The organism is Streptomyces sp. NPDC014623, assembly GCF_043088245.1.
In the GTDB taxonomy this organism is placed as follows: Bacteria; Actinomycetota; Actinomycetes; order Streptomycetales; family Streptomycetaceae; genus Streptomyces.
This window is the reverse complement of record NZ_JBIBZU010000012.1, coordinates 108,008-126,328: the sequence shown is the minus strand read 5'-3', so window position 1 is coordinate 126,328 and position 18,321 is coordinate 108,008. Positions and strand designations below refer to the sequence as shown.

Genomic DNA, 18,321 nt, shown 5'->3' with positions numbered 1-18,321 from the left:
CCCCATGGCATCACACCCTTATACGAGCCTGCCGGAGCGCTCCTTCTGGCGCAGCGCGGTCGCCGAACGGGACCCGCTGGACATCGCTGACCTGTGGACGCCGAAGTGGCCGATCGGGCAGGACGCGCCCGTCATCACCGCGGGGTCCTGCTTCGCCGGCCACATCGGACGCGCCCTGCTGGAGGAGGGCATGCACTGGTACGACGCGGAGCCGCCGCCCCCGGGGCTGACCGCCGAGCAGCGGTCGGCCCGCGGCTACCGCCGGTTCTCCTTCCGTACGGGGAACATCTACACCGCCGCCGCGCTGCGCCAGTGGATCGCCTGGGCGCTCGGCTCCCGCAGGCCCCCCGGGGAGGTCTGGGAGGAGGACGGGCGCTTCTACGACCCGTACCGGCCCACGGTGGAGCCGGGAGGATTCGCCTCGCCCGGTGAGCTGCTGCGCTCCCGCGAGGTCACCCTCGCCGCGCTGCGCACCGCGCTGGCCGAGGCGGAGGTCTTCGTCTTCACCCTCGGCCTGACCGAGGCGTGGCACGACACGGAGCGGGACACCGTGCTGCCGATGTGCCCCGGGACCGTCCGCGGTTCCTTCGACGCCGGCCGGCACATCCTGTGCAACCACACGGTCTCGCAGGTGCACGAGGACCTCACGGAGGCACTGGCCATGGCCCGGGGTGTCAACCCCGGGCTGCGGACGGTCCTCACGGTCTCTCCTGTGCCGCTGACGGCCACCGCCACCGGACGGCACGCCCTGGTCGCGACCACCTTCTCGAAGTCGGTGCTGCGGGCGGCGGCCGGGCAGCTCGCGGACGAGGACGACCACGTCGACTACTTCCCGTCGTACGAGATCGTCACGGGCCTGCCGGGGCTCCCGGTCCTCCCGGCCCCTCCGGGTGACCGGGACCCGTCGGGTGCCTCGGACACGCCGGATTCCGGGGGCCGGCGGGGCTTCTTCGAGGCCAACCTGCGTACCGTCCGTCCCGAGGGCGTGGCCTACGTGATGGGGCACTTCTTCCGGGCCCTGCGGGGCGGACCGCCCCGCACACCGCACACTCCCCCGCAGTCGCCGCCCACCGGCGGAGAGGACCACTCCTGTGACGACGCCCTGCTCGACTACTACGGCCCCCGCCCGGTTCCTCCTGCTCGGTGACTCCCACGCGGCCTGCGTCGGTCAGGCCGCGCGGGCCGCCGGACTGCCCTTCGCGGGCGGGCCGCTCGGTTCGGGCCGGGATTTCCTGGGCCCCTTCTTCGACACCGACGGCGCCGAAATCCGCTTCCGCGCGCCCGAAGGACAGCGGCTCTACCGGGAGTTCCTCGACGCCCTGGGCGCCGGAGGGCTCGCCGGGCTGCCGGTGCCGCTGGTGTGCACCTTCGGGTTCAGCGCCCACACGGTGGCCACCCGGCAGAACTGGGATGTCCACCGCGACCGCCGCGGTGACTTCCCGGAGCCCTTCCTGCTCAGCGCGTTCTTCTCGGCCCTGGTGCGGGCCATGACCCGCGGCGCGCTCGCCTTCTACGACCACACGGCCGCGCTCGGTCTGCGGGTGGTGGCGGTCATGCCGCCGCAGCGCGTCCCCGGCATGTCGGACGCCCGGGTGTTCCACGCCGCGCAGGACGTCGTCCGTGACGAGATCGCCGCGCGCGGCGTCGAGGTCGTCGACCTGCGCGCCCGGGTGACCGACCACTCGGGGGACCAGCGCCCCGCCTTCTGCCTGCCGGACGACACGATCCACGGCAACCTCGCCTTCGGCCGCCTCGTGGTCGCCGAACTCCTCGACCGGGGACTGTGATCCGCCCCCGCCGCCGTCCGTTCCAGTCCTCTCCCCCGCCCCGACCCGGAGGTCCCCATGGAGCAGTACGCCCTTCAGGCTGTCGAACGTCTGACCACCCGGCCCGCCGAGCCGTACGAGACCCTCTCGGTCAGCCCCCTCACCCCGCTGCTGGGCGCGGAGGTCTCGGGCCTCGACCTGTCGCAGGAGCTGACGCCCCAGCAGGAGAAGGAGGTCAAGCACGCCTTCCAGTCCCACCACGTCCTGGTCTTCCGCGACCAGGACCTCACCCCCGAGCAGCACAAGCGGTTCGCGGGCGTCTTCGGTGAACTGCACCCGGTCACCCTCCCCGTGGAGGGTTCCGACCCGTACATCCTGGAGATCAGCGCGGACAAGGACTCCCGGGCCGTGGCCGGCAACGGCTGGCACTCCGACGGTACGGCGGACCCTGCGCCTTCCCTCGGGTCTTTGCTGTACCTCACGACCGTTCCCGAGGGGGGCAGCGGTGGCGACACCCTGTTCGCCAACATGCACCTCGCCTACGAACTGCTCTCCCCGGCGATGAAGGAGTTCCTCGGCGGACTGACCGCCCTGCACGACGGCGCCCTGCCGTGGACCGCCGCCGGGCAGAACCCTCCGGCCGAGTACGACGTGCCGCGCACCGAGCACCCCGTCGTCGTCCGGCACCCGGAGACCGACCGTGAGCTGCTCTTCGTGAACGCCCCCTACACCTCGCACATCACCCAGCTCTCCCGCACCGAGAGCGACACGCTGCTGGGCATGCTGTACGCGCACGTAGCCCGCACCCCGTTGCTGCAGTGCCGCGTGCGGTGGCAGTCGCGCACCCTGGTGGTCTGGGACAACCGCAGCGTGCAGCACCACGCCGTGTGGGACTACTTCCCCCTCACGCGGCTCGGCCGCCGGATCGCCGTCGAGGGCACGCCCCTGCACCGCTGATCCGTTCCGCGCACATCATCGATCCTCTGGGAAAAGGAGGGCGGTACCGCATGACTTCCATGACCGACGGGGTGGCGGGGTTCCTGACCGCGCTGAGGTCACCGGACGCCGGGCCCGGGTCCGTGTCCGGCCCGGCATCTCCCTTAGGGCTGTGGCCTGTTGCGACCGCCCTTCACGACGAGTTGCCGGCCGGCGCCCGCGGCGGCTGGGCCCTTCGTCTGCACACGCTGCTCCGGGAGCGGTACGGGGAGGACACGGTCACCGGTCTGTCGGTGGGCTCCGGCCTGTCGGTGGTCCACGACTGGCACCGCCACACGGTCCTGCCCCTCGTCGCCGAGGCGGTGCCCGGCGCGGAGGCGGTGCCGGTCTCCTCACTCGCCCGTCTGCACACCGGGGCGGCCGCGGGGCGACCGGCTGCCCCGGACGCCTGGCGGACCGCGCTGCATCCGGTCCTGCTCCACCTCCACGCCGCGGCGTACGACCGGACGGCCGCCTACACCGAGGGCCACGCGGGGGCCCGCGACTACGCGCTGTCCCAGGGCCGGTCCCCGGCCGAGGCCGACGCCTACGGTCACGAGTACGCCGAACTGAGCTGCGCCGCCGGCGCGCGCGCCTTCGCCGAGGCGCACGCGCTGGCCCTGAGCGACGCGTTGGCGCTCGCCTACTCCGCAGACGACCGCGGGGCCTATGCGGACACCTTCCCCGGTTCCCACGTACGAGCGGTGGTCCGTGCCTGTGAACAGGCCGGGCCGCATGCACCGGCCGCCGGGAATCCGGCCGCGCGTCTGTCCGAGGGGTTCCTCACGGCACTGGCCGGGGCGCGGCCGCTCCGGAACCGGTGATCGCGCGGTCGCGGGGCCCTGCAACCGCCGGCGGCGGGCCGGCCGCAGGGAGCCTCGCTCGGCCTTCGACGCGTCCGGGGCGGCCAGGGCGAGGGTCACGATCCGCCGCCGGACCAGCGGCGGTTCCGGTGGCGCGGCGCCCGGCCCGTCCCGGGGCACCAGGACGCGCAGGGCACGCGGCCGAATGGTGCAGGCCACGGGTGTAAGCAGCATCAGGGCCTCGGCGTCGGCGGCCACCGGGATGGTCGCGGCGCCGGTGACCTCACCCCTGCGCGGCCTCGGGAGGGTCGGCGCCCCGTCGCCGGCGGGGCCGGGGCCGGAACGGTGGAGTGCGGCGGTCCGGGCTCCCCGGTGATCCAGGGCCCGGCGCTCCAGCACGCGCCGCGCGCCGAATCCCCCTCGTGGATCACCGACCCGACCACGGCCGGTTACCAGCGGCGAACGACCCAGCTCATCGGCCGGAAGACGCTCCGGTACCCGGACCGTCTCACCAAGCTCGTCCCGGCCGACGTCACCGCTCACCCGCGAGGTCCAGATCACCCCTGCTCGTCCCGGCCGCACCCCCAGCGATCCGGGGACGCCGCCAGGGGTGTGCGATCGGACCGGAGACCGCCCGCCACCACGGCTGGACCGGCAGCTCCCCCGCCGGCTCGAACGGCTCGCCCGGCCTCGGGAACGCCACCGTCTGGCCGGCTTCCTCGGCCGCGTCCTTCATCCACTCCCCCGGCTCCGCCCACGCATGCGGCGCGAGGTTGAACGTGCCCCAGTGGATCGGCATCAGCGCACCATGCGGCCGGCCTCCCTGGAGGTCCAGGTGCGCCCGCAGTCCTTCTGCCGGTGTCATGTGGATGTCGGGCCAGTACTCCGAATAGGCGCCGACCTGGATCATCGTCACGTCGAAGGGGCCGTGTTCGGCGCCGATGTCCTGGAAACCGGAGAAGTAACCGGTGTCCCCGCTGTGGTAGACCCGGTGCTCCGGGCCGGCCACGGCCCACGACGCCCAGAGCGTGTGCTGCTGGTTGCGCAGCCCTCGTCCGCAGAAATGCCGCGCGGGGGTGGCGGTCAGGCTGAGGCCTGCGATCTGCGCGGTCTCGTTCCAGTCGAGTTCGCGGACGCGGTCCGGGAGCACCCCCCACCGCTCCAGGTGGGCACCCACGCCGAGCGGCACCGCGAACACCGTGTCCGTCCTGGAGAGGGCCCTGATCGTGGGCAGGTCCAGGTGGTCGTAATGGTCATGGGAGATCACGACGGCATCGACGGACCCGAGCGAGGCGAGAGGCAGCGGGACAGGGTGCAGCCGCTTCGGCCCGGCGAACGCGAACGGCGAGCACCGCTCACCCCAGACCGGGTCGAACAGCACTCGCCGTCCGTCGATCTCGACGAGCACGCTGGAGTGGCCCAGCCAGGTCACCCGCAGGCCCGTGGCCGACGGCGCGGCCAGGTCGGCCAGGGTCGTGGCATGGACGGGCACGGCGCCGAGGGGGGCTCTGCGGGCCCGTTCCTCCTTGCGGAAGTACACCTTGGCGAAGTCGAGCATGGAGCCGGACGGCCTGGTCCGCGCTCCTTCCGGGTTCTGGAACACTCCGTCGGTGAAATTGGGCGAGCGGCGGATCCGCTCCATCCGCGCCCCGGCCGGGTCCGCCCCGAAGGCATCGGGGCGGAGTGAGCGGAGTCGGGTACGGAGTGAGGGCTGGGGGTCGGCGCCGGTCACAGCATCTCCTGAGGGAGTCGGTCGTCTCATTATGGTCGGGAGGCGCGACAGAGCGAGAGCCCGGCGGTGGGAGGAGCAGCGTCGAGCGTTTTCCCCGGAGCCGTGTCGCAGGGGCGTCGCATCAGGTACGCGGTTGGCCGTAGACGTGCTCGATCCGCAGAGTCAGGACGACTCTGCGGTCCTGGACCATCACCCGACGGTAGTCGTCCCAGTCGGGATGCTCTCCCCGCACGTCCTGGTAGAGGGTGACCAACTGCTCCACGGTCGCGTCGTGGGGGTCGGCGGCGGGCGGAGTCAGCTCGGCGGTGACGTCGGCGACGGTCCAGGCCCACCGGTCGTCGCTGGTCACGTGGTAGCTCGCCCGTGGGTCGCGGCGGAGGTTGCGGGTCTTCGCCCGGCCTTCCGTGATGGAGACACGGATGACCCCTTCTTCGGGGTAATAGGCGTGGTTCACATTGGACAGCTGGGGCCTACCATCACTCTTGAGAGTGACCAGCACCCCGCCGTCGCACTCTCCGACGAGTCGGAGCAGCGCCTCGCGCCCGGGTTCGGTGTCCGTCATGCCGACTCCAACGTCCGTACCCTCCGCAGGATTCCGCATTCTGGGTACGAGGACGTCACATCCGGTGCTCCGCGGCGTCGGCCGCTGCCCCATGACGCCCCTGCCCCGCCCCTGCTGATCTCCGCGAACTGTGGTCCTCGGGCGCGCCGCCTCCCGCCGGGCGGCGCCAGGGGCGGTACCGGCTGTGACCCGCGCGCCCGCGTCGCCCGTGTCCTGGAGCGGACGGCTGCGGGCAGCCGCGCACGCGCTCGTGACGGCCCGGCTTCCGGGGATGGCGGAACCGCTCGGCTGGTGCCGGTGGCCGACGGGGTCCTGGGGCCGGCAGCCAGGATCTGGGAATTGGCTAAGGTAACCGAGTGGCGAGAGTACGGCTGAGCGTGGCGGAGCGTCGTGAGGACCTCCTGCGCGCTGCCGTCGAGCAGATCGAGGTACGGGGCGTGTCCGCCGTCCGTATCGCCGATGTGGCCGCTGTTCTCGGGGTGAGCAACGCCCTGGTGCTCTACCACTTCTCGTCCAAGGAGAAACTGGTGGCCGCCGCCTTCGCCTACGCCGCCGAGGCCGATCTCGCGCATCTGCGCAAGCTGCTGACCCGTCGCACCAGCGCGGTCCGGCGGCTTCGGGCGGCCGTTCGTTGGTATGCGCCGACCGGCCGGGCCAAGGGATGGCGGTTGTGGATCGAGGGCTGGGCCTCGTCCCTGCGTGATCCTGCGCTGCGTGAGGTGGCCGGAGATCTCGACCAGCAGTGGAAGGCGGAGCTGGCCGAGGTCATCGAGGAGGGTGCTGCGGCGGGTGAGTTCCACTGCGAGGACCCGATGTCCGTGGCCTGGCGGCTGACTGCGTTGCTGGACGGACTGGCCGTCCAGATGATGTCGTACGCGGGTCCGCTCTCCCGGGCCACGATGCTGCAGTGGACCGAAGAGGCGCTCGCCCGCGAACTCGGCATCGCCCACGAGGCTCTGACCGCCTGAGGCGCCGGGCACAGGTCGCCCGGGCACCGGGCTCGACCTGTCCGGACGGGGCGCGGGGGCCCCGGAGGAGCCGCCTGCCCGGTCCAGGGCCGGCACGCAGACCGTTCGAGGACACCGGGGCCCAGGACCGGCCGGCGGGGGCGGCACGCATCCGGTCAGGTCTGGCGCACCGGCGCGTAGGCCTCGCCCTCGAGACCGAAGGTCCAGGCGACGCCCTCCTTCGCGGTCCGGGTCCTGGGCGGTACGCGCAGCCAGTAGGTGCGGTGCGTGCCATCCGGCTCGGGGGTGGAGTTGACGACTTCGACCATCACGACGTCCTCGTCGCCCTCCATCGCTATGCGCCAGAGGACCCCGGTCCCGTCCCGGTGCACCGGCTCCGCGCCCGACTCCGCGAGGTAGCGGTCGTAGCCGTAGTACTCGAGCATCACGCGGCGCAGCTCCGCGTTCTCCTCGGCGCGGATCCGGTCCGGGGTCAGGCTCGCCAGACCGCCCAGGAATTCGGCCGGCACAGGCATCCCTCGCCAGGCGTACAGGGCGAAGCCGTCCGGGTAGGCGACAGCCGGCCCGTCACCCCGGTCGAGCCGCCCCGCCTCGTCACGGTGGAGCACCTCGGGCCGGTCGCTGATCACCACCGCGTGCTCGTAGGGCCACCACCAGCCGGCGTTCCTGGCCACCTCCGCCAGACCGGTCAGCCGGTCGCCGTGGCCGTCGAAGGCTGCGAGCCAGGCAGCGTCGTGCTGTCCGAGGACCGCGTCGAGCAGCACGAGACGGATGCCGGATTCGTCCTCGGGGCGTGACGCGAGCTCGGTGACGACCCCTGTCCGTATCCGCTCGGCCAGTGCGGCCGTGGTCTCCCAGAGCTGGGCCCCGGTGGCGGACCACAGGGAGGACCAGCCGGCCGGGCCCAGTTCGTCGTACATCCGGCGCCGTTCCTCCGCCCAGGGCCGGGTACGGACCTCTTCGCGCACCGAGCGGCCCGCGCCGGAGAGCTTCTCCACCGCCTCGACCGCTGCCCTGGGCGAATCCGCCCAGATGATGCGCTCGGGCTCGTCGAGCCCCGCGCTGCGGTAGGCGAGCCGAACCCCGTCCTCGGCCGCGTCCCGGTCGGCCCTGCCCGTGGCCGCCGCCACGGCCCGCCACGTGTTCACATGCTGCATCGGTGTTCCCCGTCCCCTGTTCCTGTTCCCTGTCCGCACATCACCGCACGCCCCACACGGTGGGTCAGTCCGCGACGATCCGGACCGCGCCCGGGGCGTACTCGCGCTGGCGCACGACGCGGTACCAGCCCTGCGGCAGCGCTATCGCGGCGTGCTCCTCGTGGACCACGCGCCCGCCTTCCGGGAGATGGAGCAGCATCGGGCCGAAGGGTCCCGCCTCCCTCATCAGCCGGCCCGGCCCCTGCACGGCGTGCGCGTGGCCGGTGACCTCACCCAGCGCCAGGACCAGCCTCCCCCGCCCGTCGCGCGGTTCGCCCGGTGCGTCGAGGAGATGCGCGGGCACCTCCGACTCCTCCAGCGCCATCATCAGCACGTCGCCCTGCCGGTACACAGACGTCTCCCCTCCGGCTCGGCACCCCTTGTGCCGGCCACGGGGAAGACGCTACGAGAGGGGTCTGACATCGGCGGGAACCCGGGCCCGGTCACGCCGTTGTCAGTGACGCTTGATAGACCTTGCGGACATCAGCCGTCCCCAGTATCAGGAGCTCAGTGCCATGTCCGACGCGGACCGTCTGCACGAGTTGCTCGGCCTCCCGGCCGTCGATTTCCGGCGCGAGACCGACGGGACGGCCCTTCCACCGGCCGATTCCGCGGCCTGGCGCATCAGCGTCGACCCGTTCGACCCCGACGAGGGGGGCGTCAGCTGGGAGGAGGAGTTCAAGGCCTTCCTCGAAACCGTCGACCCGTCAGGCGTCCAGGCTCTGATCATCGGGCAGTGGGGCGAGTGCTACGAGGAGACCTCCGCCTACCCCATCGGGCTCGTCATCGCCGCGGCCCGTCGGCTGACCTCCCTCAGGGCGGTTTTCGTCGGGGACCTCGTGGTGGAGGAGGCCGAGATCTCGTGGATCGAGCAGTCGGACGTCACCGCTCTGCTCACCGCCTTCCCGGATCTGACCCATCTCGGTGTACGTGGTGGCACCGGCCTGGCGTTCCCTCCCGTCGAGCACGAGTCCCTGCGAGGGCTCGTCATCGAGAGCGGTGGGCTGCCCGCGGAGGCGTTGCGCGGAATTCTGGGCAGCGAGCTGCCGGCTCTGGAGCGCCTGGAGCTCTGGCTCGGTGTCTCCGCGTACGGGGGCGACGTGGTCGTTCCGGACCTCGCGCCACTGCTCACCGGCACCCGCTTCCCCCGGCTCCGCCACCTGGGCCTGTGCAACAGCGAGTTGCAGAACGAGATCGCCGCCGCGGTCGCTTCGGCACCGGTCGTCGCGCAGCTCCGTTCGCTCGACCTGTCGAACGGCACACTGGGAGACGAGGGCGCGGCGGCGCTGCTCGAGGGCCAGCCGCTCACCCACCTCACCTCACTCGACCTGCACCACCACTTCCTGACCGTTGCCATGGAGCGCCGCACGGCGGAGGCGCTGGAGCCGCACGGTGTGTCGGTGAATCTGTCCGATCGATGCGAACCGTGGGACGACCGCGGCCCGGAGGGCCGCTACACCGCGGTCGCGGAGTGAGGGCACGATGACCGGCATCATTCACCCCGACGTCTTTCACGGCCCGCCGGTCCACGCCTCCGTGCTGGATTCGCGCCGTCACCACCTCCCGGACCCCGCCCTCTCCCGCATCGAGGAGCTGGTCTCCCCGGCAGGTGCCCGGGTCGGGCCGGACGAGGCGGTCGACCGGGACCCCGAGGACGACGAGGCCCGCCATGTCACCGTCGGCGCATAGCGAACCGCCGCGCTTCGCGGTCGTCGGCAATCCCGCCAACCGCAGGGTCGGCCTCTTCCAGGACGCCGTGCGCGCCGCGGGTCTGCCCGCCGCGCGCACGGTGTCCTGGCTGGAGGTGCTGCGGGAGGGGGCCGTCTTCCTCCCCGGGGAGACCGTGCGCATCGATTCGCCCGGTGAGGACGCAGAGGTGGACCGGCTGTTGCGTGGGGGCGACGACCCGGCCAGGGTCGAGGGGTCGGCCCGCTGGTACGCACGGTTCACCTCGGCGGTGCAGGAGGTCGCGCGGGTGGCCCGGGCGGCGGGTGCGGTGCTGCTGGACGGCCCGCAGGACATCGCTGTGCTGTTCGACAAGCGGCTCTGCCACGGCGTACTGGACTCTGCCGGGGTTCCGGTGCCGGACTCCCCCACCTCGGGACCCGGCGCGAGCCCCGTGCGGGGGTGGGCGGATGTGCGTCGGCTGATGGCGGAACACCGCATGCCGCGGGTGTTCCTGAAACCCGCGCACGGTTCCTCCGCCTCCGGCGTGATGGCCCTGGAGACGGCGGGGCCGGGCAGGATCCAGGCGTCCACCTCCGTGGAGCGGGACGAGGAGGGCCGGCTGTTCAACTCGCTGCGGGTGCGCCGCTGCACGACGGAGCACGAGGTGGCGGCGCTCGTCGATGCCCTGGCCCCGGACGGACTGCACGTCGAGCGCTGGCTGCCCAAGGCGTCCCAGCGGGGCCGCGTCGCCGACCTCCGGGTCGTGGTGGTCGCGGGACGGGCGACCCATGCTGTCGTGAGGACGAGCCGGTCCCCCATGACCAACCTGCACCTGGGGGGTGCGCGGGGGGATCTGGACGAGGTGCGGGCCGCCGTCGAAGCCGCGGGCGGCAGTTGGAGCGCCGCACTCGCCGTGTGCGAGCGGGCTGCGGCCTGCTTTCCGGACACGTTGTGCGTGGGCGTCGATCTGCTGCCCGCGACGGGGTGGCGGCGTTTCGCCGTGGGCGAGGTGAACGCCTTCGGGGACCTCCTGCCGCGGCTGACCGGTCTGCCGGGCAGCGGCGCGGAGGCGCTGGACACCTACGGTGCGCAGGTCGCCGCCGTACTGGCGGCCGTGTCACACGACGACCGGTCCGACGGCGTCCGCCGTGGGACCGGCCCGACGAACAACGAGCGAGCAAGGAACGACCGTGTCAGAGAAGTCTCCTGATCCCACGTCCTGTGACGGGCAGCCCCCCGGTCCCGACATGAACGCGATCGTGGGCAGCCACGACCTTCTCCTCGTCACCCTGGACACCCTGCGGTTCGACGTGGCCGAGGAGCTGGCAGCGGCCGGGCGCATCCCGAACCTCCTCCGGCACCTGCCCGGCGGTGTCTGGGAGAAGAGGCACGCCCCGGGCAGCTTCACCTACGCCTCCCACCAGGCGATCTTCGCCGGATTCCTGCCGACGCCCGCCGCTCCCGGCCCTCACCCGAGGCTGTTCGCCGCGCGTTTCGCGGGCAGCGAGTCGACCGCGGACGGCACCTTCGTCCACGAAACCCCCGACTTCCTCTCCGGTCTCACCGCCGTGGGCTATCGCACGGTGTGTGTCGGTGGAGTGGGTTTCTTCAACCGCCGCCCACCACTCGGCTCGGTGCTGCCGGACATGTTCCAGGAGAGCCACTGGGAGCCGGAGTTCGGTGTCACTTCTCCGACGTCCTTCGAGGCCCAGGTCTCGCGGGCCGAACGCGTCGTCGCGGAACTCCCGCACGAACAGCGGTTGTTCCTCTTCGTGAATGTGTCGGCGCTGCACCAGCCCAACTGGTTCCACCTGCGTGGTGCCACCGCCGGCTCCGGTGACTCCAGGGCCACCCACGCCGCAGCGCTGGAGTACGTGGACCGGCACATCGGGCGTCTCTTCGCGGCGGCGAGCAGTCGTCGCAGGTGTTTCGCCATCGTCTGCTCCGATCACGGCACGGCGTACGGCGAAGACGGCCACACCGGTCACCGGATCGGTCACGAATCCGTCTGGACCGTGCCCTATGCCCATTTCTTCCTCGAACCAGGGGCGACCCGATGACCACCACGGCCCGCATCCGTCCGTACCGCAGCTACGTCTACGCCTACCCGCACAAGACGGCCTACCGCCCTCTCGCCGACTCCCCCGCCGGACGTCCGTCGCTGAGCGAGCTCTGGGCGGCGGAGCGCAAGGACGCGCTCTCGCTCTACCTCCACATACCGTTCTGCGAAGTCCGCTGCGGGTTCTGCAATCTGTTCACCCGGATCGGCGCGCCCGAGGAGCTGACGACGCGTTACCTCGACGCGCTGGACCGGCAGGCCGCCGCCGTCCGGGATGCCCTGGGTGACGAGGAGCCTGTTCGTTTCGCCGCCGCCGCGTTCGGTGGCGGTACCCCCACGTTCCTCACCGCCGACGAGCTGGAGCGCCTCTGCGACATCGCGGAGAAGCGGATGGGCGCCGGCCTCAAGGGGATGCCCCTGTCGGTCGAGACCTCGCCGTCGACGGCCACGGCGGACCGGCTGGCCGTGCTGGCCGGCCGGGGCACCACCCGGATCAGCATCGGCGTGCAGAGCTTCGTGGACGCCGAGGCACGGGCCGCCGTCCGCCCGCAGCACCGTTTCGAGGTGGAGGCGGCCCTCGGCCGGATCCGCGACGCCGGCGTCCCGGTCCTCAACATCGATCTGATCTACGGCATCGAGGGGCAGACCGGGGCGACCTGGCGCGCCTCGCTGGATGCCGCCCTGGCCTGGCGCCCGGAGGAGCTCTACCTCTACCCGCTGTACGTGCGGCCGCTGACCGGTCTCGGAAGGCTGGGTTCCGGAGCAGAGGCATCGGACACCGCATGGGACGAACAGCGGCTGCGGCTGTACCGCACGGGCCGCGACCACCTGCTGGCCCATGGCTACGAGCAGGTGTCGATGCGGATGTTCCGCCGCACCGGGGCCCCGCACGCGGGCCCCGACGACCACGCCTGCCAGACGGACGGCATGATCGGGCTCGGCTGCGGCGCCCGCTCGTACACCTCCTCCCTGCACTACTCCTTCGACTACGCCGTGGAGATGCGGGAGATCCGGGGCATCATCGACGACTTCACCGCCACCGAGGACTTCTCCCGTGCGGAGGTCGGCCGGTACGTCGACGACGGCGAGGCGCGCCGGCGCCACCTTCTCCAGTCGCTCCTCCAGGCCGAGGGCATGCGCGCTGCCGGGTACCGCGAGCGTTTCGCCACCGACGTGTACGAGGACTTCCCGGCCGAGCTGGAGCTCTTCACGGCGCGCGGCTGGCTGGATGATTCGGCGGCCCCCGACCTGCTGCGTCTCTCCCCCGAGGGCCTGGCCCATTCGGACGCCCTGGGCCCGGAGCTGTTCTCCCCGGCGGTGCGGGCCGCCATGGCCGCCTACGAGGCGAAGTGAGCCCTCCGATGAGCATGGACCTGACGATTCTTTACCGGGGCCCGCTCGCCTCGTGCGACTACGACTGTCCCTACTGTCCGTTCGCCAAGCGGCGGGACAGCAGGGAGCAGCTGCGGACGGACCGCGCGGCCCTGGAGAGGTTCACTGCGTGGGCGGCCGAGCAGACCGGCGACCGGTTGTCGGTGCTGTTCACCCCGTGGGGCGAGGGTCTGGTCCGGTCCTGGTACCGGAGGGCGCTCGTCGAGCTGTCGCGATTGCCGCACATCGGCCGGGTCGCCGTACAGACCAACCTCAGCGGCCGTACCGGCTGGCTGGCCGAGGCGGAACGCGACAAGGTCGCCCTGTGGTGCACCTACCACCCCGGTCAGACGCCGTACGAACGGTTCCTGGGCCGGTGCCGGGAGCTGACGGCCCTCGGGGTGCGGTACAGCGTCGGGATCGTCGGTCTCGACGAGCATCTGGGGGAGGCCCGCCGGCTGCGTGCCGCGCTGCCGCCCGAGGTGTATCTCTGGGTCAACGCCGCCGAGGGGCACGCCTATTCGGACGAACAGGCGGGCCGGTGGACGGCCCTGGACCCGCTGTTCCCGTACAGCAGGCATCCGCACCGCTCGGCCGGGCTGCCCTGCCGGACCGGCCGGTCGGTCATATCGGTGGACGGTGACGGGACGGTGCGCCGCTGTCACTTCGTCCGTGCGGAACTGGGCAATCTCTACGACGGCAGCTACCGCGGCTCGCTCGGCCCGCGCGGCTGTCCGCTCGATGTGTGCGACTGCCACATCGGCTACGTGCACCTGGAGACACTGCCGCTGTACGACGTCTTCGCGGGCGGCGTGCTGGAGCGGATACCCGCCCGCCCGCTACGGGTACCCGCCCCGGGCGGGCTCGTGCCCCCCGGCCCCACCCGGCGTCCGCTCCCCGTCGTCAGCCGCTGACGGAGCGACAGCGGCCAGGGGGCGGCATCCGGAGACGAAGGGTCAGAGCGGCAGCAGATCGGGACGCTTGGCCGCGATGTGGTCCCCGGAGGACTCCCCGCGCAGCCGGCGGCCGATCCACGGAACGAGATATTCACGCGCCCACTGGATGTCGTCGCGCCGCAGGTCCAGTGCCCCGCGCTGGGCCTGCGGGGGCCACACCTGGTCGGGGTCGGCCGGTACCTCGATGCCGAGGACCTGGGCGGCACGCAGCGCGACGCGGGTGTGCCCCTCCGCCGAGAGGTGCAGCCGGTCGTTGTCCCAGGCGCGCCTGTCCTGCACGGACCGCAGGGACCACAGGTCCAGCACCGGGCAGCCGTAGCGGTCGGCGATGGACCGGACGTGCGCGGTGTACATGGCGATCTTGCCCCGCAGGTGCTTGAGCACGGGGATGCCGCGGGTGTCGAAGCCGGTGGTGACCATGACCGTGCCGACCGTCCGTGTCAGATCGGCGACCGCGCGCTCGAACCGGATCGCGACGTCGTCGGGGTCGGAGCCGGGACGGAGGATGTCGTTGCCGCCCGCGCAGAAGCTCACCAGATCAGGTGCCAGCTCCTTGGCGCGAGGGACCTGTTCCTCGACTATCTGGTCGAGGAGACGTCCGCGTACGGCGAGATTGGCGTAACGGAAGTTCCCGTGCGTGTCGTCCGCCGGACCTACCACCGCATCGGAGCCGGGGAGCTGGTCCGCGAGGAGAACCGCGAGCCGGTCCGCCCAGCCGACGAGCGTCCCGCCGGGACCGGGGTCTCCGACTCCCTCGGTGAAGCTGTCGCCAATCGCTGCGTACGACCCGATGATGCCTCGTCGTCTGTTTCTCGAATCGTCTGCCACAAGGGTTTATCTTGCACCTTCGATTGTGACCTACGCGACCGTAATAAGGGGTTGACGGGTGGTGAGAAAGACCACCCGGTCAGTTTTTGGTAAAGCCGGAACAAGGAGAGGGGCGGTGCGCCGCCGCGCACCGCCCCTCTCGCCCGCCTTCGGGTGGTGTGCCTCAGACGGAGACTCCGTGCGAACGCAGGTAGGCGATCGGGTCGACGTCCGAGCCGTAGCCCGGGCCGGTCCGGACCTCGAAGTGGAGGTGCGGACCGGTGGAGTTGCCGGTGGAGCCGGAGAGGCCGATCTGCTGGCCACCCGTGACGGCCTGGCCGGCCGACACCCCGAGCGAGGACAGGTGCGCGTACTGGGAGTACATGCCGTCGCTGTGCTGGATGACGACCTCGTTGCCGTACGAGCCGCTCCAGCCCGCGGAGACCACCGTGCCCGGGCCGATGGACCTGACGCTGGTGCCGGAGGCCGCCTGGAAGTCGGCACCGGTGTGGTAACCGCTGGACCAGCTGGCGCCGGAGGCGCGGTACTGGGTGGTGACACCGGCGCCCTCGACCGGAGCGGCGTAACCGGAGCTGCCGCTCTCCGACGCACCGGCGTCGGTGGTCGCCGCGGCCGCCTTCTCGGCCGGAGCTGCCGGGGCGGCGGCCTTCTCGGCCGGGGCCGCCTTCCCCGCCGTCGAGGGGACGGCCTCGGAGGCCTTCTCCGCGGAGCCGGACACCTTGGCGCCGAGGGTCAGCTTCATGCCCGGGAGGATCAGGCCCGGGTCCTCGCCGACGACCTCACGGTTGTCCTGGTACAGCTTCTGCCAGCCGCCCTTGACCTTCTTGTCGGCAGCGATCTTCGAGAGGTAGTCGCCGGAGACCACGGAGTAGGTCTTCGGGGCACCCTTCGCCGCGGCCGCGGAGCTGAGGGTGCTGTGCGCGGCGGCGGACTTGGCAGCCGGAGCGGCCTGCTCGGCGGCGTGGGCGCCGGTGGCGCCGATCAGCGGGAGGGCGAGAACGGCGCCGCCGGTCCCTGCGGCGAGGACGCCTCGGGAGATCGGGCCGGTCTTCGTACGACGGTGCTTGCCTTTTGCGGGCATGGGGGGTTTCCTCTCCGGCGCCTGCGAGGTGAGCTGTCGGGTTCGGACTGGAGATGCCCGGCCGCGCGGTGCGTGCGGCTTGACCCCTAGCCGTACCGGATCCCTCCGGCCGGCGGCCTACCTGGTTCCCCCGCTCCTGCCACACGTGAGTCGGTGCGGATTCCGGGCGGCGGCAGGATTAGGCGTTCCGTCCGGATTGACCGTGACCGTAAGCGAGCCGGGACGCCACGGACAAGCCGCGGATCACGGACCGGAATCCGCTCTTCATTTCCGGTACGGAATTCCCGTCACACTCCGTGGATTACGGATCTTGGCTTTCCGCTCGGCGTCCGGAATAGTCGTCGGCACCTTCACCACGCACCGTCACAGATATGATCCCGCTCACCTGCCTCGACCCATCTACTGAATAAGTAGGGCATGTTCACAAAAAAGCACCAATACGGACATGCGGCGACCGTCATCTCCGGTGAGGCCCGCACCGGGCGGCCAAGACGGTTGCCCGATGCAGCCATGTCGTATCGTCGCGGGCGTGCCCCGTCGGCGAGCGGCGCCGACGCCTGACACTCCAGGAGCCCTTGTGACGCAGTTGCCAGAGGTCCCGCCGGCCCGCCCCGAGCCGACGGACGTCGACCTGACCGGCGTCCGCAACTTCCGTGACGTCGGCGGACTTCCGACCGTGGACGGCCGCACCGTGCGGTACGGGCGCCTCTACCGCAGCGGTCACCTCGCCCACGCCACCGAGGCCGACGCCGCCTTCCTCGCCGGACTCGGGCTGCACACGATCTTCGACTTCCGCAATGCCGCCGACCACAAGCTCGACGGCCTCGACATCGAGCTTCCCGGTGTCCGGAACGTCAGCATCCCCCTCTCCGATCCCGCCGACGGCGCGGAGTTCTGGCGGCTGGTGCGTGACGGGAACATCCAGCAACTGCGCTCGATCCTGGCCGACGGCAGGGGGACGGAGCGGATGGTCGCCTCGTACCGCTCGATCATCAAGGACCGCACCGCCGAACACAGCCGCGTGCTGCACGCGCTGGCCGAGGACAGCGTGCCGGCGCTGATGCACTGTGCGGCGGGCAAGGACCGGGCCGGCCTGTCGATCGCGGTCTCACTGCTCGCGGTCGGCGTCGAGAAGGAGGCCATCGAGGCCGACTACCTCAAGTCGAACGACGCGCACCGCCGCTACAAGGTGAAGCGCAGCGACACCTCGCCCGCAGGGATGTCCGACGAGGTGATGGAGCTGCTCAATCCGCTCTTCGGCGCCCACGCCGAATACCTCGACGCGGCGTTCGCCACCATCGAGGAGATCTGGGGCAGCACGGACCGCTACCTCTTCGAGGGACTGAAGATCAGCGACGAGACCCGCGCGAAACTGCGCGAACGCCTCGTCGAGGAGGCGTGACGCCGGAGGTCAGCCCTCCCCCGCCACGGTGAAGAGAAGGAAGAGGAAGGCCGCGACGACGTGTCCGGCCACCAGGTAGGCGACGAGCCGGATCACGAGACCGCGGGGGATGCGCCGCTCCTGCGTGTCCGCGCTCTTCGCCTTGCGCGGGTTGCGCGGGGTGAGCGGGTCGTAGTACTCCGAATCGGACATGTCAGTCCTCTCTTCCGGCCGCTCGGGCCAGGGTGACGAAGGGGGGCGCGATCGCGGAGAGCGCGCGGTGGTGAAAGGTGCGGACGGTGGGTGCGCGGGATCAGAGCCGGTGGATCCCGCCGCCCAGGCACAGCTCGGCGGCCGGGCTCTGCAGCAGTGTGTGGACGAAGAGCAGGCGCGTCCCAGCGGTGTCGAGCGCCGCGATCCGGTGCGGGGTGAGCGAGTCGAAGTGCGCGCTGTCACCCGGATCGAGGTCGTGCACGGTCTCCCCGAGCACGATCCGCAGTCGGCCGTCGAGGACGTACAGCCACTCCTCTCCGGGGTGGACACGCACGAGATCGCCTTCGGCACCGTAGGGGACCTGGACGCGCAGCGCCTGCATGGCACGGCCCGGTCCGCCCGCCTGCCGGTAGAGCCAGCCGCCCGTTTCGGCGCCGCGCGACGGACCCTCGGGCGGACCGCCGCGCACGATCGCGTCACGCTCGGGGGGCAGCTCTCCCAGGAGCTCGGAGACAGTCGTACCGTAGACACGGGCAAGGCCGAGGAGCATCGGCAGCGAGGGCTGCCTACGACCCGTTTCGAGCCGGGAGAGGTGGGCCGGGGAGAGGCCCGCCCGTCCGGCTGCGGCCTCCAGGGTGAGGCCGCGACCACGACGCAGGTCGCGCAGGCGTGGCGCGATCCCCGGAAGCTCGTCGGCCGCCTCTGTGCCAGGAGGGTTCATGGCTCCATTGGGCCAGGAACTTTCCTCTGAGGCAAATAATT

General features: G+C 71.7%; 20 protein-coding genes and 1 riboswitch. Of the genes, 12 read left to right on the top strand and 8 right to left on the bottom strand.

Annotated features, from left to right (window positions below; translation table 11 throughout):
• Positions 1-4 precede the first annotated feature (4 nt).
• Genes ACF1FZ_RS20485 through ACF1FZ_RS20470 form a run of 4 tightly spaced genes read left to right on the top strand, consistent with a single transcriptional unit; the run spans position 5 to position 3,565 of the window.
• The gene (locus tag ACF1FZ_RS20485) at positions 5-1,147 is read left to right on the top strand and encodes a GSCFA domain-containing protein (protein WP_391774811.1); all 1,143 of its coding nucleotides are present in this window, start codon (positions 5-7) and stop codon (positions 1,145-1,147) included.
• Positions 1,092-1,787 (top strand): hypothetical protein, encoded by a 696-nt coding sequence (locus ACF1FZ_RS20480; protein WP_391774810.1) that lies wholly within the window; start codon positions 1,092-1,094, stop codon positions 1,785-1,787. Before ACF1FZ_RS20485 ends, ACF1FZ_RS20480 begins: the two co-directional genes overlap by 56 nt.
• 57 nt (positions 1,788-1,844) lie before the next feature.
• Complete coding sequence (locus ACF1FZ_RS20475; protein WP_391774809.1) at positions 1,845-2,723, top strand: TauD/TfdA dioxygenase family protein; 879 nt, start codon at positions 1,845-1,847, stop codon at positions 2,721-2,723.
• Between the two features lie 50 nt (positions 2,724-2,773).
• Entirely contained in the window at positions 2,774-3,565 is a 792-nt protein-coding gene (locus tag ACF1FZ_RS20470; RefSeq protein ID WP_391774808.1) for a hypothetical protein, read from the top strand.
• 511 nt (positions 3,566-4,076) lie between these two features.
• On the opposite strand, the gene ACF1FZ_RS20465 is transcribed toward ACF1FZ_RS20470, so the two are convergent.
• Together ACF1FZ_RS20465 and ACF1FZ_RS20460 are read right to left on the bottom strand one after the other, a co-directional pair.
• Positions 4,077-5,276 carry an MBL fold metallo-hydrolase gene (locus ACF1FZ_RS20465; protein ID WP_391774807.1) on the bottom strand — a complete coding sequence of 400 codons (1,200 nt, stop codon included), beginning with the start codon at positions 5,274-5,276 and terminating at the stop codon, positions 4,077-4,079.
• A gap of 121 nt (positions 5,277-5,397) precedes the next feature.
• On the bottom strand, positions 5,398-5,838 hold the full coding sequence (locus tag ACF1FZ_RS20460) for a PPOX class F420-dependent oxidoreductase (protein WP_391774806.1): 441 nt from the start codon (positions 5,836-5,838) through the stop codon (positions 5,398-5,400).
• A gap of 356 nt (positions 5,839-6,194) precedes the next feature.
• On the opposite strand from ACF1FZ_RS20460, the gene ACF1FZ_RS20455 reads away from it, so the two are divergent.
• Positions 6,195-6,806 (top strand): TetR/AcrR family transcriptional regulator, encoded by a 612-nt coding sequence (locus ACF1FZ_RS20455; protein WP_391774805.1) that lies wholly within the window; start codon positions 6,195-6,197, stop codon positions 6,804-6,806.
• A gap of 155 nt (positions 6,807-6,961) precedes the next feature.
• Here ACF1FZ_RS20455 and ACF1FZ_RS20450 read toward each other — a convergent pair whose 3' ends face one another.
• Positions 6,962-7,963, bottom strand: coding sequence for a DUF6745 domain-containing protein (locus ACF1FZ_RS20450; RefSeq protein WP_391774804.1), 1,002 nt, complete (start codon positions 7,961-7,963; stop codon positions 6,962-6,964).
• 64 nt (positions 7,964-8,027) lie between these two features.
• Positions 8,028-8,354: a hypothetical protein gene (locus tag ACF1FZ_RS20445; RefSeq protein WP_391774803.1), complete on the bottom strand. Its 327-nt coding sequence runs from the start codon at positions 8,352-8,354 to the stop codon at positions 8,028-8,030.
• A gap of 163 nt (positions 8,355-8,517) precedes the next feature.
• Between ACF1FZ_RS20445 and ACF1FZ_RS20440 the strand changes: the two genes are divergently transcribed.
• Genes ACF1FZ_RS20440 through ACF1FZ_RS20415 form a run of 6 tightly spaced genes read left to right on the top strand, consistent with a single transcriptional unit; the run spans position 8,518 to position 14,014 of the window.
• Positions 8,518-9,477, top strand: coding sequence for an STM4015 family protein (locus tag ACF1FZ_RS20440; RefSeq protein ID WP_391774802.1), 960 nt, complete (start codon positions 8,518-8,520; stop codon positions 9,475-9,477).
• 7 nt (positions 9,478-9,484) lie between these two features.
• Positions 9,485-9,691: a hypothetical protein gene (locus tag ACF1FZ_RS20435; protein ID WP_391774801.1), complete on the top strand. Its 207-nt coding sequence runs from the start codon at positions 9,485-9,487 to the stop codon at positions 9,689-9,691.
• A complete protein-coding gene (locus ACF1FZ_RS20430) occupies positions 9,672-10,880 on the top strand; it encodes an STM4014 family protein (RefSeq protein ID WP_391774800.1) in 1,209 nt (402 codons plus the stop codon). Before ACF1FZ_RS20435 ends, ACF1FZ_RS20430 begins: the two co-directional genes overlap by 20 nt.
• Positions 10,881-10,917: 37 nt before the next feature.
• Complete coding sequence (locus tag ACF1FZ_RS20425; protein ID WP_391774799.1) at positions 10,918-11,730, top strand: STM4013/SEN3800 family hydrolase; 813 nt, start codon at positions 10,918-10,920, stop codon at positions 11,728-11,730.
• The gene (locus ACF1FZ_RS20420; protein ID WP_391774798.1) at positions 11,727-13,082 is read left to right on the top strand and encodes an STM4012 family radical SAM protein; all 1,356 of its coding nucleotides are present in this window, start codon (positions 11,727-11,729) and stop codon (positions 13,080-13,082) included. Before ACF1FZ_RS20425 ends, ACF1FZ_RS20420 begins: the two co-directional genes overlap by 4 nt.
• A 14-nt stretch (positions 13,083-13,096) precedes the next feature.
• Complete coding sequence (locus ACF1FZ_RS20415; RefSeq protein ID WP_391774890.1) at positions 13,097-14,014, top strand: STM4011 family radical SAM protein; 918 nt, start codon at positions 13,097-13,099, stop codon at positions 14,012-14,014.
• Positions 14,015-14,056: 42 nt separating this feature from the next.
• Here the strand turns inward: ACF1FZ_RS20415 and ACF1FZ_RS20410 are convergent, their stop codons facing one another.
• Positions 14,057-14,884: an SGNH/GDSL hydrolase family protein gene (locus tag ACF1FZ_RS20410; protein WP_391774797.1), complete on the bottom strand. Its 828-nt coding sequence runs from the start codon at positions 14,882-14,884 to the stop codon at positions 14,057-14,059.
• Between the two features lie 163 nt (positions 14,885-15,047).
• Entirely contained in the window at positions 15,048-15,965 is a 918-nt protein-coding gene (locus tag ACF1FZ_RS20405; RefSeq protein WP_391774796.1) for a peptidoglycan DD-metalloendopeptidase family protein, read from the bottom strand.
• Positions 15,966-15,970: 5 nt separating this feature from the next.
• Positions 15,971-16,131, bottom strand: a riboswitch (cyclic di-AMP (ydaO/yuaA leader).
• Positions 16,132-16,542: 411 nt separating this feature from the next.
• Here ACF1FZ_RS20405 and ACF1FZ_RS20400 point away from each other — a divergent pair.
• Positions 16,543-17,367 (top strand): tyrosine-protein phosphatase, encoded by an 825-nt coding sequence (locus ACF1FZ_RS20400; RefSeq protein WP_391774795.1) that lies wholly within the window; start codon positions 16,543-16,545, stop codon positions 17,365-17,367.
• Positions 17,368-17,376: 9 nt separating this feature from the next.
• On the opposite strand, the gene ACF1FZ_RS20395 is transcribed toward ACF1FZ_RS20400, so the two are convergent.
• Together ACF1FZ_RS20395 and ACF1FZ_RS20390 are read right to left on the bottom strand one after the other, a co-directional pair.
• Positions 17,377-17,559, bottom strand: a complete 183-nt coding sequence (locus ACF1FZ_RS20395) for a DUF6126 family protein (RefSeq protein ID WP_391774794.1) — start codon at positions 17,557-17,559, stop codon at positions 17,377-17,379.
• A 100-nt stretch (positions 17,560-17,659) separates the two neighbouring features.
• On the bottom strand, positions 17,660-18,280 hold the full coding sequence (locus ACF1FZ_RS20390) for a helix-turn-helix domain-containing protein (RefSeq protein WP_391774793.1): 621 nt from the start codon (positions 18,278-18,280) through the stop codon (positions 17,660-17,662).
• Positions 18,281-18,321: the final 41 nt, after the last annotated feature.